Origin of the sequence: Janthinobacterium sp. GW456P (assembly GCF_002127655.1) — a bacterium.
In the GTDB taxonomy this organism is placed as follows: domain Bacteria; phylum Pseudomonadota; class Gammaproteobacteria; order Burkholderiales; family Burkholderiaceae_D; genus Janthinobacterium.
Map to the genome: position 1 here is coordinate 95,292 of NZ_NEHB01000007.1, position 14,548 is coordinate 109,839.

Consider the following 14,548-nt stretch of genomic DNA (forward strand, 5'->3'; position numbering starts at 1 on the left):
ACGCGGTGGTCCGAAGCGCGTGTTTTCGATAACAAACATGCATCCTCCGATGTAAAAAATATAATTATATAATTATATCAAGCGGAACCGTTGCCGTGGCAAGTAATCCTAACTTAAATTACAACAGAGAATGCAAGAAACTAATCAGGCATTGCTGCGCGCCTCGATCTGCTCCCATTTTTCCAGCGCTTCCAGCAGCTCACCTTCGATCGCGGCCACGCGCGCGTTCAGGCGCTTGCCTTCGGCTGGCGTTTTCTTGTAGAAGTCCGGATGCGACAGTTCGGCGGCCAGCACCGATTGCTCGTCTTCCAGCTTGGCGATCAGTTTCGGCAACTCTTCCAGTTCGCGCTGCTCCTTGTAGCTGAGCTTTTTCTGCTTGGCAACAGGTACGGCAGCTTCGACCTTGACGGCCGGCTTGCTGGCGGGCGCCGTGGCGATCGGCAAGGTGCGCACGCGCTCCCAGTCCGTGTAGCCGCCGACGAATTCGCGCCACTTGCCGGCGCCTTCGGCGACGATCACCTGTGTGACGACGTTGTCGAGGAAGGTACGGTCATGGCTGACGAGGAAAACGGTGCCGGTGTATTCTTCCAGCAACTCTTCCAGCAATTCCAGGGTATCGATATCCAAGTCATTGGTCGGCTCATCGAGCACCAGCACGTTGGCCGGCTTGGCGAACAGGCGCGCCAGCAGCAAACGGTTGCGCTCGCCACCGGACAGCGACTTGACGGGCGAACGCGCACGTTCCGGCGCAAACAGGAAGTCATTCAGGTAAGTCATCACGTGGCGGCGCTGGCCATTGATCTCGACCCAGTCGCTGCCTGGCGCGATGGTTTCCATCAGATTCGCCTCTTCGTTCAGCTGCGTGCGCATCTGGTCGAAATACGCGACCTGCAGCTTGGTGCCCAGGCGGATGGTGCCCGTGTCCGACTGCTCTTCGCCCAGAATCATTTTCAGCAAGGTGGTCTTGCCGGCGCCGTTGGCGCCGATCAGGCCAACCTTGTCGCCGCGCAAGATGGTGGCGCTGAAATCCTTGACGATGACCTTGTCGCCGTAGATCTTCGAGACGTTTTCCAGGTCCGCCACGATCTTGCCCGAGCGTTCGCCGGCCGACACGTCCAGTTTCACTTGGCCCTGCTGTTCGCGGCGCGCATTGCGCGTCAGGCGCAGCGCTTCCAGGCGACGCACGCGGCCTTCGTCGCGCACGCGGCGGGCCTTGACGCCCTTGCGTATCCACACTTCTTCCTGCGCCAGGAACTTGTCGAACTTGGCGTTTTCCACTTCCTCGATTTCCAGCTGCTCCGCCTTGCGCACCTGGTAGGCTGTGAAGTTGCCCGGATATGACAGCAGGCGGCCGCGATCCAGTTCGATGATGCGCGTGGCAACATTGTCGAGGAAGGAGCGGTCATGGGTGATGAACAGCACGCTGCCCTTGAAGTCGCGCAGCAAGCCTTCCAGCCACAGGATGGAACTGAAGTCCAGATGGTTGGTCGGCTCATCGAGCAGCAGCACGTCGGGCGCCGACACCAGCGCGCGCGCCAGCGCCACGCGCTTCTGCATGCCGCCCGACAGGGTCTTCATGGCCATGTCGCCCGTCAGGTTCAGGCGATCGAGTACGGTTTCCACCTTGTTCGGCAAGCTCCATGCATCGGCCGCGTCCAGTTTGACCTGGATGTCGTGCATGCGTTCCATCAGTTCGTCGTCATTACCCTGGCCAAACTGGCCCGTCAGCGCATCGTATTCCTTCAACCAGGCCTGCGACTCGCCCATGCCGGACGCGACGGCGTCGAACACGGACATGTCCGGATCGAATTGCGGTTCCTGCTCCACGTACGCGATCTTGATGCCTTGCTGCATGACCAGCAAGCCATCGTCGAGCTTGAACTTGCCCGAAATGACTTTCAATAAGGAGGATTTACCTGTGCCGTTGCGGCCGATCAAGCCGACCCGTTCCGAGGTTTCCAGTGAAAATTCCGCGTGATCGAGCAGCGCGACGTGACCGAACGCAAGTTGCGCCGATGAAAGAGAAATGACAGCCATAATGAGTAAAGGTGTACGGGCGCCGCCTCGCGCGCACCGCGTGGTGCGCCAAACAGCTGCCGATTGGATGAATGAAGCACGCATTGTACCGACAACTCGGCACCACCAGTACATTGCAGCCAGCATGAACTCAGGCCACCGGCGCGCGTTGCGTGGAATGTGGTGTCGCCAGCAGGAATCGAACCTGCATTTAAGTCTTAGGAGGACCTTGTACTATCCATTGTACGATGGCGACACGCGCAGCGGCATTATACAGGGTGGCGCGCGCCATGGACATAGCGAGCGCTGCTGCGCGACGGGAAATCCGGCTGGCGTAGCGCGCGACTCCCGGCTATGGCTGCCGGGCCGGCAACAGAAATGGCATGACATGCTGCGCCGCCAGACCATGCGCCACCTTGTTCCAGTGGCCATCCATCGGCAGGAAATCGAGCCGCTCGGCACGCTGGCCCCAATGCTCCTCGAACACGGGCTGCATGTCGACCACGACGTGGCCATGCTGCCTCGCCTGCGCCATGAAAACCTGGCGGTCGTCGCCGTGCCACGACGGTCTCCCCTTCTTCGGCTCATACAAGGTGTTGCGTTCCCCATCGACGACAAAGACCATTTTCCTGTCAGCGGCGCCAGGAACCGCCTTGATCTGTGCGAAATAGTAGGCCAGCATCTGGTCGCGCGCCGCCGGCCCGGCATCGTCGGCCACTGGCGCGGGAGCTTCGCGTCGCAGCGACGAGATCCAGTCCGGCAGCTTCAGGTTGTAATAGGTGTAGCGCACAAGGGCAGAATGCGCGAGCCAGCGCTTGAGCTTTGATTCGGCATAGTCGACATGGACCATCCGCACGCCATCGCGGCCGGCCACGAACTGGTTGTGGCTGCGCGGTGCGGGCAACAGCAGGTTGTTCAGATTGCCCGAATCGATCAGCACGACGACGTTGCGTGGATGCAGGCGCGGCGCATAATGGCGCAGCAATTCAAGCGTATCGGCCAGGCCGTTTCCCGAACTGGCGGCCGACACCACGGCCCCGCCCAGCATGCGGTCCAGCTCTCCCTGCAGGGTGTCGGGGTAGTCGAGCATCAGGCTTTCGACAAAGCTGTCGCCCAGCACCAGCACGGCGGGATCCGGCTTGAACTCGGCGGAATTGGCAAAACCCTGCCCGTTGGTGACACCGCGGCGCGCGTTCGACAATGCCCAGCCATGCGAATACACATACTCCTGCCGGGGCAAGTAACGGCTGAGCGGCATGCTGGCACTGCTTTGCTCGAGCCGCAAGCCGGACGACACCGGCAGGCACTGCAACACGGCCTCGAGCACCAGCGCCATCAGCAGCACACCGATTCCTATCGTAATGGATGAACGCATGATGATTTAAAAGTTAAAGTACAGAAATTCGGATACGCCACGGGTCTCGCTGATCGACAGCAAGAACAGGCACAACAACAGCAAGGCACCCAGCAACAAGTTGCCGCGCCTGCCTTCCAGGCGTTTTTCCTGCTCCAGGCGCAAGCCGCGGCCCAGCAAGTCATAGGCATTCGGCAAAAAGAACGCAATGGCGGCGCAGGCGCCCAGCCACCACAGGCAACTGCCAAGCTCCATGATGCGGTTCATGCCCAGCACGGTCTCGGACATGGCCGGTGTCTGGGTGCCGCCCCACATCGCATGCAGCACGTCCAGCGCCACGCCCACGGAAGTGGCGCGGAAGAAGACCCAGGCCACGACCACGGCCAGGAAGGTGGCGCACGCGCCACCGAAGCGCAGTACCAGGTTGCTGCGCCCGCCCAGCACGTGCCGCAAAGCATGGTTGATGATCAGGTAAATGCCGTGCAACATGCCCCACAGCAAGAATGTCCAGTTGGCACCGTGCCACAGTCCGCCCAGCAGCATCGTTAGCAACAGATTGCGGTAACGCAAAAAAGCGCTCTTGCGATTGCCACCCAGCGGAATGTACAGGTAGTCGCGCAGGAAATTGGACAGGGTAATATGCCAGCGGCGCCAGAAATCGATGATGGACGCGGCCTTGTACGGCGAGTTGAAATTGATGGGCAAGACGATGCCGAACATATATGACAAGCCATAGGCCATGTCGGAATACGCCGAGAAATCGAAATACAGCTGGAAGGTATAGGCCAGCGCGCCGGCCCAGGCTTCGAGCATGCTCAGGTGCTGATGGTGCAAGTCGAAGACGGGCCCCACGAAGCGGGCCACGCCATCGGCCAGGACGACCTTCTTGAACAGGCCGATGGTAAAGAAACTCAGGCCCACCACCAGCCGCCCGCGATGCGGAACATGCCGGGCCGGTTCCGAGAACTGCGGCATCATCTCCTTGTGATGCAGGATGGGGCCGGCAATCAGGTGGGGGAAGTATGTAACGAACAAGCCGTAGCTTTCAGGTTGATAGTCCTTGACCTTGCCGGCATGGCAATCGACCAGATAGGCGATTTGCGTGAAGGTGAAGAAGGAAATACCGATGGGCAAAGGAATCCCGATAGGCTCGATGGGCGTCCCCGTGAGCGCGGCGATGTTGCTCAAAAGGAAGTCAAAATACTTGAAAAAGACGAGCAGGGACAGATTGAACACAAGACCGCCAATCAGCCAAAGCTTTGCCTGGCGCAACCTGCCCTGTCCATGATGCAGCGAGATACTGCGCCCGACGGCAAAGTTGGTGCAGATCGACAAGGCCAGCAGGGGCAGGAATGTTATATCCCAGTAGCAATAGAACGCAACCGAGGCCAGCAATAGAAAAATGATCGACAGGCGCAGCGAATAGCGTGACAGGACAAAGTAGCCAAGCAGTGCCAGCGGCAGGAAAACGAGGAAAAATGAAAAGGTATTAAATAGCACTACAAGATTCCAAGCGTGGGGGTTGTTCATACGACAGCATCAATTCCTGGCGACTGCCGATGAGCTGATGGCCATCAATCATTTTTCCGGCAACGCGGGGCGGCAAGATGGCCTCCATGCCGTATGCGACAGGCGACATGGCGCGCCGCTCCTGCGGCACGCGCAAGCGTACACGATATCAGCGCAACTGCCGCATTCAGCTGTGTGCGTGCAAGCTTGTCCGCTGCTGGCGCAAATGCATGCCAGCCAGCAAGATCAACCCCGCCAGCAGCACGCCAAAGGTGGCGGGTTCCGGCACAGCACTGATAGTAAACACCTGGATCGCGCCATACGTGATGTTGGGGCCTGTAAAACTCGAACCATCGACCAGGCTGATCCCGCTCGCCGGGTGTCCACGGTAATTGTAGGTGTAAAGGGAAGAATAGCCGCCATGCGTCAAGTCCTGCGGCACATACAGATCATGGCCGAGACCAAAGGTGGGGCCATAATTTTCCTGATTGTAGGTCTGATCCTTGCCGATGCCATCGCCGCTGAAATACTGCTTCAATTGCGGCAGCATGAATCCCGCTGTCAGATTGAACAGGAAACCCGTGCGCTGGCTGTCATCCATGGTCACATGCATGCCATCGGTCGAGCTCCAGCTTTGCGGGTTATAGCCACCGACAAGCCAGGTTTGCCCCGAGGTATTGGTCGCTTCCATGATGGAAAAGGTCCGCCCCTTGCCATCGGAGGCCTTGTGAAAATCGAGCGAGGTGTCGCCCGCCGCCTTGCTGTAGATATTCGTCAGCGCCAGGCGGCCTTCGCCAAGCCAGCTTTCCAGTTGCGTTTGATAGCCGGGAGAGAGTAGCGACGTGCCGGTTCCGGCCTGCGCGCCCAGGCCAACACTCATACCGGCCAAGGCCAGCACCACACTTCTTACCGCCTTAAAATTATTGTGCATCATCTGCCTCGACTGTCAGTATTTGAAGCCGGTGTATTTTCCGGTTGCCAAATATAACATAGCAGATATTGTTTTTATATTTCTTATTTTAGCGCAAAAAAATATAATTTTGACAAAAATAATTCATTCAGGCAACACCGCCGTCACTTCGATCTCGACCTTCGCTCTGTCCTCGATGAGCCCCGCCACCTGCACCGCCGTCATGGCTGGAAAATGCTTGCCGATAATTTCCCTGTAGGCAACGCCAATGTGTGGATATGCCGCCACATATTCCTTCTTGTCCAGTACATACCAGTTCATGCGCACGATGTGCTCGGGCAAGGCGCCCGCCTCGGCCAGCACGGCAACGATATTTTGCAAGGCCTGGCGCACCTGTCCCACAAAGTCATCCGTATGAAACTGGCCCTGCGCATCCCAGCCTATCATGCCGCTGACGTACACCGTGCGGCCGCTGGCGGCGATACCGTTCGCATAGCCGCGCGGCCTGGCCCATCCCGCTGGTTGTAACACTTGCATATGGTTTTCCTCGTCGTCCATGCGGTTCATGCGATTCATGCGTCCGCCGCCTCGCGCAGCAGTTCGCGCGCGATAATCAATTGCTGCACTTCGCTGGCGCCCTCGTAGATGCGCAAGGCGCGGATTTCGCGGTACAGGCGCTCGACCGGATGGCCGCTGACCACCCCCATGCCGCCGAACAGCTGCACGGCCGCGTCGATCACCTGCTGCGCCGTCTCGGTGGCCGTCAGCTTGGCCATCGCCGCTTCCTTCGTGACCTTGCGGCCCTGGTCGCGCTGCCACGCGGCGCGGTAGGTGAGCAAGGCGGCAGCATCGATGCCGGTGGCCATCTGCGCCAATTTCGCCTGCGTCAACTGGAAGTCCGCCAGGGTCTGGCCGAACATCTGGCGCGCCGTCGCATGACGCAGCGCTTCGTCGAAGGCGCGCCGCGCAAAGCCCAGGGCGGCGGCGGCCACCGAGGTGCGGAACACGTCGAGTGTCGCCATCGCCACCTTGAAGCCCTGTCCCGCCTCGCCCAGGCGCTGCGACACGGGCACGCGGCAATTGGCAAAGCGCAGGCGCGCCAGCGGATGCGGCGCGATGACGGCGATGCGCTCGGCGATTTCCAGCCCGGGATTGTCGGCGTCGACGATGAAGGCGCTGATGCCGCGCGCGCCGGGCGCCTCGCCCGTACGCGCGAACACCACGTAAAAGTCGGCGATGCCGCCGTTCGAGATCCACGTCTTTTCGCCGTCGAGCACATAGTCGTCGCCGTCGCGGCGCGCCGCGCACGCCATGGCCGCCACGTCGGAGCCGGCCTGCGGCTCGGACATGGCAAAGGCGGCGATGCGCTTGCCGCTGGCCACGTCCGGCAAATAGCGCGCCTTGTTCCCGGCGCTGCCGAACAGGCCGATGGCGCCGGAGCCGAGTCCCTGCATGGCAAAGGCGAAATCGGCCAGGCCATCGTGGCGCGCCAGCGTTTCGCGCATCAGACAAATGGCGCGCGTGTCGATCTTGCCATCGCTGCCCGTGGCGTAGGTCAGCCAGCCGCCCTGCCCCAGTTGCGCCACCCGCGCGCGGCAAGCCGCATCGACATCGCTGCCATGCTCGTCGCCAAGATGCTGCGCCGCCCAGGCATCGAGTGCGCGTTCCAGTTCCGCATGGCGCGCCTCGAAAAACGGCCACTCCAGGTAAGTCTTGTCATTCATCTCAATCGCCCTCGAACTGCGGTTTTTCTTTCGCCACAAAGGCGTGATAGGCCCGATGAAAATCGTTGGTGGCCATGCAGATGGCCTGCGCCTGCGCCTCCGCCTCGATGGCCTCGTCGACGCCCATGTTCCACTCTTGCTGCAGCATTTTTTTCGTCATGCCGTGCGCGAACGTGGGGCCGCTGGCCAGGCCGGCGGCGAACAGCCGCGCCGCCTCGGCCAATTCTTCCGGCTCGACCAGGCGGTTGAACCAGCCCCAGCGCTCGGCCTCGGCGCCGGCCAGGGAGCGCCCCGTGTACAGCAGCTCGGCGGCGCGGCCCTGGCCGATCACGCGCGGCAGCAAGGCGCAGGCGCCCATGTCGCAGCCGGCCAGGCCCACGCGGGTAAACAAAAAGGCCGTCTTGCTGCGCGCCGTGCCGATGCGGATATCGGAAGCGAGCGCCAGCATGGCGCCGGCGCCTGCGCAAATGCCGTCGATGGCGGCGATGATGGGCTGCGGACAGGCGCGCATGGCTTTCACCACGTCGCCCGTCATGCGGGTAAACGCCAGCAAGCCGGGCATGTCGAGCTGCGTCAGCGGACCGATGATGTCGTGCACATCGCCGCCCGAGCAGAAATTGCCGCCGCTGCCCGTGATCACCACGGCCTTGACGTCGTCCGCATGCGCCAGCGCGCGGAACAGCTCGCGCAATTCCGCATACGAATCGAAGGTGAGCGGATTTTTGCGCTCGGGCCGGTGCAGGGTCAAGGTGGCGACGCCTGCGTCGACGGCAAACAGAAAATGCCGCGCGGCGTAGCCGGCCAGGCTGGCACGGTTGCCTGGCAGGTCTTGCGGCTGGCCGGATAGATGACGCATGGTGCTTCCTTTATTTATCGATGGTGTCACGATCGTGTTCATTCAAGTGCTGTTTCATCTGCGACAGCAGTTCGATCAAACGGGTTTTATCATCGGGCGTCACGCCGTGCAGCAGTTCGGCGATCCAGCCTTCGTGCACGCGCGCCATTTCGTCGAACGCGCGCCGGCCGGCCGGCGTCAGCTTGACGCTGTATGACCGGCGGTCTTTCGGGTCGACCACGCGCGCCACGAGTTTTTCCTGCTCCAGCTGGTCGGTGATGCCCGTGATATTGCCGCCCGTGACCATCATGCGCCTGGACAGCTCGCCCATGCGCAAACCATCGGGAAAGCGCTCGAGCTGCGCCATCAAGTCGAAACGGGGCAAGGTGATGCCGAAGGTGGCGCGCAAGCGCGTGCGCACTTCGTTTTCAATCTTCACCGTGCACGAGAGCATGCGCAGCCACAATTTCAGCGACTGGTGGTGGTCTTGCGTCAGCCGGCTGGCCAGGTCCAGCACGGGTTCGTCGTGCAAATTTTCGGGTTCTTTATCCATAATCTTCATTCAGTTACATGACTTCGCCGCCGGCGACGGCGATCGACTGTCCATTCATGGCGGACGACGCGGGCAGGCATAGCCAGGCCACCGCATCGGCCACTTCGCGCGGCTGCACCAGCCGCTGCTGGGGATTGCTGGCCGCCAATTCCGCGCGCGCCGCTTCTTCGCCGCGCCCTGTCTTGCGCACGATGTTCTGCACGGCTTGCGCCACCATGTCCGTTTCCGTGTAGCCGGGGCAGACGGCGTTGACAGTGACGCCGCGCGGCGCCACTTCCAGCGCCAGCGCGCGCGTCAGGCCGATCACGCCATGCTTGGCGGCGACATAGGCGCTGACGTAACGATAGCCTTTCAGGCCCGCCGTCGACGCCACGTTGACGATGCGCCCCCAGCCCGCTTCCAGCATGGCCGGCATGGCGGCATGGCAGCAGTGGAACACGCCAGTCAGGTTCACGGCCAGCATCTGCTGCCAGATGGCGGCATCGGTCTTGCCGAAAGGCGCCGCATGCGCCTGGCCCGCGTTATTGATCAATATATCGATGCGGCCGAAGTGCGCGGCGGCCTGTGCGAAGCCGGCCTGCACGGACGCTTCCACGCTCACGTCGAGCACGCAGATGGCCACCCTGCCCGCATGGCCCGCCTCTTCCAGCTGCATGCGCGCGCGCGCCAGCCGCGCGCCATCGCGTCCGGCCAGCGTGACCCTGGCGCCCGCGTCCAGCAAGGCACCCGCGCAAGCCAGGCCGATGCCGCCGCCGGCCCCCGTCACCAGCGCATGTTTTCCTGATAATGCGTCCATCAATGCTTGCTTGCTCATGTCATCCCTCCAGCAGCCGCGCGGCCACCTGTTGCGGCGTGAGGCCCGTGTTGGCGGCGGCCAGCTGGCGCTCGCGCTGCAGATTGCGTTCCAGCTGCTGCTGGCCCGGCCGGTACTGTTTCGGCCAGGCTGCACCGGCGCCGCTGTAGCCGATGCGCGCCATTTCCGTCAGCGTCCAGGCCGGATTGGCCAAATGCGGCCGGCCGACCGCGCACAGGTCGGCGCGCCCCGCGGCGATGATGCTGTTGGCGTGGTCCGCTTCGAAAATCGAGCCGACGGCCATGCTGGCAATGCCCGCCTCGTTGCGCACGCGGTCGGCGAACGGCGCCTGGAACATGCGCCCGTAGACCGGCTGTTCGCGCTTGCTAACCTGGCCCGAGGAACAGTCGATCAGGTCGGCGCCCGCCTGCTTGAACAGGCGCGCGATGACGACGGCATCGTCGGGCGTGATGCCGCCTTCGACCCAGTCGTGGGCCGAGATGCGCACGCTCATCGGTTTATCCTGCGGCCACGCCGCGCGCATGGCGCGAAACACGCGCAGCGGATAGCGGCAGCGGTTTTCCAGGCTGCCGCCATATTCGTCCGTGCGGCGGTTGGTCAGCGGCGAAATAAAACTCGACAGCAGATAGCCGTGCGCGCAATGCAGTTCCAGCCAGTCGAAACCGGCGACGGCGGCGGCCAGGGTGGCGCGCACGAAGTCCTGTTCGATGCGCGCCAGGTCGCTTTCCGTGGCCGCCCGCGCCACCTGCGACACGCCGGCCAGATACTGCTGTTCCGAGGCCGAGATCAGCGGCCAGTTGCCCTCCCCGAGCGGCTGGTCGATGCCGTCCCACATGGGCCGCGTCGAGCCTTTCGCGCCCGCGTGGCCCAGCTGCAGGGCGATCTTGGCGTCGCTGTTGCCATGCACGAAATCGACGATGCGCCGCCAGGCCTGCGTGTGCGCTTCGCTGTACATGCCGGGACAGGCGGGCGTGATGCGCGCATCGGCCGACACGCACGTCATCTCGGCAAACACGAGGCCCGCGCCGCCCATGGCGCGCGCACCCAGATGCATCAGATGGTAGTCGCCCGCCACGCCATCGACGGCGCTGTACTGCGCCATGGGCGAGACGGCGATGCGGTTTTTCAGCAGTACGCCGCGCAGGCGGAAGGGAGTCAGCATGGGCGGCACGGGCTGTTCCGGCATGGCCACATCGGCCTGTTCTCCGGCGCGCCGCGCCAGCCACGATTCATAGCCGGCCACATAGGCGGGATCGCGCAGGCGCAGGTTTTCATGCGAGATGCGCTGGCTGCGTGTGAGCATCGAGTAGGCGAACTGCGGCGCCTCCATGGCGCTGTAGCGCTCGACGTTTTCAAACCACTCCATGGAATTGCGCGCCGCGCTCTGGATTTTCAGCACCTCGATGGCGCGCAGCTGCTGGTAGGCGGCCAGCGCGGCATCCGTACCAGCATCGGCGTCGGCATGCTGGCCGAAGCAGCGCGCCAACTCGATCGCGTCTTCCAGCGCCAGCTTGGTGCCCGAGCCGATCGAATAATGCGCCGTGTGGGCCGCGTCGCCCATCAGCACGACGGGCACGCCGTCCTGGCGGTGCACCCATTGCCGGCAGACGATGCGCGGGAAGGTGATCCACTGCGCCGAGCCGCGCAGGTGGGGCGAGTTGCTCAGCAAACCGTGGCCATCGAGTTCCTCGGCGAACAGCGCTTCGCAAAAGGCGATGCCCTCATCCTGGCTCATGGCGTCGAGGCCCGCCGCGCGCCACACGTGTTCGGGCGTCTCGACGATGAAGGTGGAAGTGTCGCCATCGTATTGATAGATATGCGCCTGGAACCAGCCAAACTCAGTCTGGCGGAAGGCGAACGTAAACGCCTCGAATTTCTTGCGCGTGCCCAGCCAGACGAAGCGGCAATGGCGCTGGTCGACCTCGGGCTGGTAGCTGGCCGCATAGCGCGTGCGGATGCGGCTGTTCAAGCCGTCGCTGGCGATCACCAGGTCGGCGCCGTACTGCTTCGCGATGGCCTGGTCGTCCTGCACTTGCGTCTCGAAGACCAGCTGCACGCCGAGTTCCTCGCAGCGCGCCTGCAGGATATTGAGCAGGCGCTTGCGGCCGATGCCGCAAAAGCCATGGCCGCCGGAGCGCACGGTCTGGCCCTTGAAGTGGATCTCGATATCGTCCCAGTGATTGAACGCCTGCAGGATGGCGCGCGCCGTCGGCTCGTCCGCATTGGCAAGGTTGCCCAGGGTCTGGTCAGAGAACACCACGCCCCAGCCAAACGTGTCGTACGGGCGGTTGCGCTCGATGACCGTGATGCGGTGCTCCGGATTCTGCTTTTTCATGAGCAGGCTGAAATACAGGCCGGCGGGGCCGCCGCCGATGCAGACGATATTCATGGGGTGTCCGTGCGAAGTTTGAAGCGCTGCAGCTTGCCCGTTTCCGTGCGCGGCAGCGCAGGCAGGAAACGGATGGCGCGCGGGTATTTATACGGGGCGATCTGCTGGCGCACGAAGTCCTGCAGTTCGGCCGCCAGCGCGTCGCCGGCCTGGCAGCCGTCCTTGAGCACCACGTGCGCCTCGACGATCTGGCCGCGCTCGGCATCGGCGCGCCCGACGACGCCGCATTCGGCCACGGCCGGATGGCGCAGCAGCGCCTCCTCCACTTCCGGGCCGGCGATGTTGTAGCCGGCCGAGACGATCATGTCGTCGCTGCGCGAACGGTAATAGAAATAGCCGTCGGCATCCATCTCGAAGGTGTCGCCCGTCAGGTTCCAGCCGTTCTGCACGTACTCGCGCTGGCGCGGGTCGGACAGGTAGCGGCAGCCCGTAGGGCCTTTCACGGCCAGGCGGCCCGTCACGCCGGGCGGCTGCGGCACGCCCGCATCGTCGACGATGCATGCCTGGTAGCCGGGGATGGCCTTGCCAATGGCGCCGCGGCGGATACCCTCGCCCGTGGCGGAAATGAAGATGTGCAGCATCTCGGTGGCGCCGATGCCATCCGTCATGGCCAGTCCCGTCGCCTCCTGCCAGGCGTCGCGCGTGGCCAGCGGCAGCGCCTCGCCGGCCGACACGGACAAGCGCAGGCTGCGCAGGTCGTGGCCGGCCGCCAGGGGCGCCATCTGACGGTAAAAGGTGGGCGCCGTGAAGCAGATCGTGGCTTGATAGGCGCCGATGGCGCGCAGCAGGGTCTCGGGCGTGAGTTTTTCCAGCAGCACGGTGGCCGCGCCAAAGCGCAGGGGAAACAGCAGCAAGCCACCGAGGCCGAAGGTAAACGCCAGCGGCGGCGTGCCGATGAAGATGTCATCGGGGCGCACCCGCAGCATGGAGCGGGGAAAGCAGTCGCAGATGGCCAGCAGGTCGCGGTGCATGTGCATGGTGCCCTTGGGGACGCCCGTCGTGCCCGAGGTAAAGCTGATCAGGCAGACGTCATCGGCCGCCGTATCGCATGCGGAAAAGGGGGCGGCGTGGGCCGCCATGCGCCGCTCCAGCTCGGACCCCTCGGCGCCGAAGCACAGCATGGGCGGCAAACCGGGCAAGCCGTCGAGCTCCCCCCGCAAGCCCTGCGCGCACAGCACGGCATTGACTTGCGCCTTGGCCAGGATGGCGGACAGTTCGCGCGCGCGCAGCAGCGGCATGGTAGGCACGGCGATGCAGCCGGCCTTCAGCACGGCCAGCAGGCAGGCGGCCATCATGGGCGTATTCGCGCCGCGCAGCAGCACGCGGTTGCCGGGGATCAGGCCCAGGTCGGCGCGCAATACATGGGCGATGCGGTCGACCTGCCGCGCCAGCTGCGCGTAAGTCCAGCGCTGTCCGTCGGCCAGGATGGCGGTGCGCTCGCCGCCGCCGTCGGCCACGGCCGCATCGAGCAGCGCGGCGACGCAATTGAGGCGCGGCGGATACTGCAGCTCAGGCAAGTCGAGGCACAGCTGCGGCCAGAGTGCGCGCGGCGGCAGGTGCGCGCGCGCAAAGTCGTCCTGGGGAGATGCGGTGGTAGGCGAAGGGTCGCTGCTCATGCTCATCCTGGCTGGTGACGGGCGCGTGCACAAGGCCCGGAAGCAGATACTTTAAACCTAAAGTATTTTTCCAGCAAGCAGAAAACAGAAAACTCAGTCAGCGTCATCCTGTTGGCGCAGCAAACGTGCCTGCTGCGCCGCGCTGCGCGCCAGCGCGGCCAGCACGGCCTGTATCTGCTCGCCATCGAGCACCGCCGACTGCAGCAGCGCGCTCATGCCGGCTTGCGCGCCGTGCAAGCCCAGGGTGCGGCAACCGAGGTACAGCCGTTCGAGCTGCTGGCGCGCCTGGGCCGGTTCGCCGCGCGCCAGCAAGGCGTCGACCTGTTCGCTGGCGGCGACTATCTGCCCCTGGAAGCCCGTCAAGTAGGCCAGCAGGCGTTCGTCGTCGATGCCCAGCCGCTGCAAGGTGTCGCGCGGCGCCTCGGCCGGCAAGGCGGAGACGTCGAAACAGGCGTCGATATGCCGGCGCACCTGCTCCGGCTGGAAGGGCTTGACGATGTAGCCGGCGGCGCCCGCCTGCACGGCGTCGCGCACCGTGTCCTGGTCATTCGCCGACGAGACGAGCACCAGCGGCATGGCGTCGAGCGCGCTGTCGGAGCGGATTTTCTGCAGCAGCTCCATGCCGGACAGGCGCGGCATGCGCAAGTCGCAAAAGCACAGCGCGGGGCGCAAGCCGCCTTCGAGCTGCTCCCACGCCGCCGCGCCATCTTCGGCTTCCACGATATCGTGCACGCCGCAGCTGTCGATCAGATGCATCAATACCATGCGCGACACGACATCGTCGTCAACCACCAGTACTTTCATTGCTTTCTCCATTGCCGGCGGCGT

At 63.6% G+C, this 14,548-nt stretch carries 12 protein-coding genes and 1 tRNA gene; all 13 read right to left on the reverse strand.

The window, feature by feature from the left end; all coding sequences use genetic code 11:
* Positions 1–144: 144 nt before the first annotated feature.
* Positions 145–2,037, reverse strand: coding sequence for an ATP-binding cassette domain-containing protein (locus CBW66_RS08965; RefSeq protein WP_086142896.1), 1,893 nt, complete (start codon positions 2,035–2,037; stop codon positions 145–147).
* A gap of 160 nt (positions 2,038–2,197) precedes the next feature.
* Positions 2,198–2,272, reverse strand: a tRNA-Arg gene (locus CBW66_RS08970).
* 96 nt (positions 2,273–2,368) lie between these two features.
* Positions 2,369–3,391: a hypothetical protein gene (locus tag CBW66_RS08975; RefSeq protein ID WP_139841676.1), complete on the reverse strand. Its 1,023-nt coding sequence runs from the start codon at positions 3,389–3,391 to the stop codon at positions 2,369–2,371.
* A 6-nt stretch (positions 3,392–3,397) separates the two neighbouring features.
* Entirely contained in the window at positions 3,398–4,870 is a 1,473-nt protein-coding gene (locus CBW66_RS08980) for an MBOAT family protein (protein ID WP_086138810.1), read from the reverse strand.
* Positions 4,871–5,066: 196 nt separating this feature from the next.
* Positions 5,067–5,813 carry a PEP_CTERM-anchored TLD domain-containing protein gene (locus tag CBW66_RS08985; RefSeq protein WP_240513050.1) on the reverse strand — a complete coding sequence of 249 codons (747 nt, stop codon included), beginning with the start codon at positions 5,811–5,813 and terminating at the stop codon, positions 5,067–5,069.
* Positions 5,814–5,933: 120 nt separating this feature from the next.
* The gene (locus CBW66_RS08990) at positions 5,934–6,326 is read right to left on the reverse strand and encodes a RidA family protein (RefSeq protein WP_086138836.1); all 393 of its coding nucleotides are present in this window, start codon (positions 6,324–6,326) and stop codon (positions 5,934–5,936) included.
* Between the two features lie 35 nt (positions 6,327–6,361).
* A complete protein-coding gene (locus CBW66_RS08995; RefSeq protein ID WP_086138812.1) occupies positions 6,362–7,513 on the reverse strand; it encodes an acyl-CoA dehydrogenase family protein in 1,152 nt (383 codons plus the stop codon).
* A gap of 1 nt (position 7,514) precedes the next feature.
* Positions 7,515–8,369: an enoyl-CoA hydratase family protein gene (locus CBW66_RS09000; protein WP_086138813.1), complete on the reverse strand. Its 855-nt coding sequence runs from the start codon at positions 8,367–8,369 to the stop codon at positions 7,515–7,517.
* A 10-nt stretch (positions 8,370–8,379) separates the two neighbouring features.
* Positions 8,380–8,901 (reverse strand): MarR family winged helix-turn-helix transcriptional regulator, encoded by a 522-nt coding sequence (locus CBW66_RS09005; protein WP_086138814.1) that lies wholly within the window; start codon positions 8,899–8,901, stop codon positions 8,380–8,382.
* Between the two features lie 13 nt (positions 8,902–8,914).
* The gene (locus CBW66_RS09010; protein WP_086138815.1) at positions 8,915–9,715 is read right to left on the reverse strand and encodes an SDR family NAD(P)-dependent oxidoreductase; all 801 of its coding nucleotides are present in this window, start codon (positions 9,713–9,715) and stop codon (positions 8,915–8,917) included.
* A 1-nt stretch (position 9,716) separates the two neighbouring features.
* Entirely contained in the window at positions 9,717–12,104 is a 2,388-nt protein-coding gene (locus CBW66_RS09015) for a bifunctional salicylyl-CoA 5-hydroxylase/oxidoreductase (protein ID WP_086138816.1), read from the reverse strand.
* On the reverse strand, positions 12,101–13,720 hold the full coding sequence (locus CBW66_RS09020) for an AMP-binding protein (protein WP_086138817.1): 1,620 nt from the start codon (positions 13,718–13,720) through the stop codon (positions 12,101–12,103). Before CBW66_RS09020 ends, CBW66_RS09015 begins: the two co-directional genes overlap by 4 nt.
* A 93-nt stretch (positions 13,721–13,813) precedes the next feature.
* The gene (locus CBW66_RS09025; RefSeq protein WP_086138818.1) at positions 13,814–14,524 is read right to left on the reverse strand and encodes a response regulator; all 711 of its coding nucleotides are present in this window, start codon (positions 14,522–14,524) and stop codon (positions 13,814–13,816) included.
* Positions 14,525–14,548: the final 24 nt, after the last annotated feature.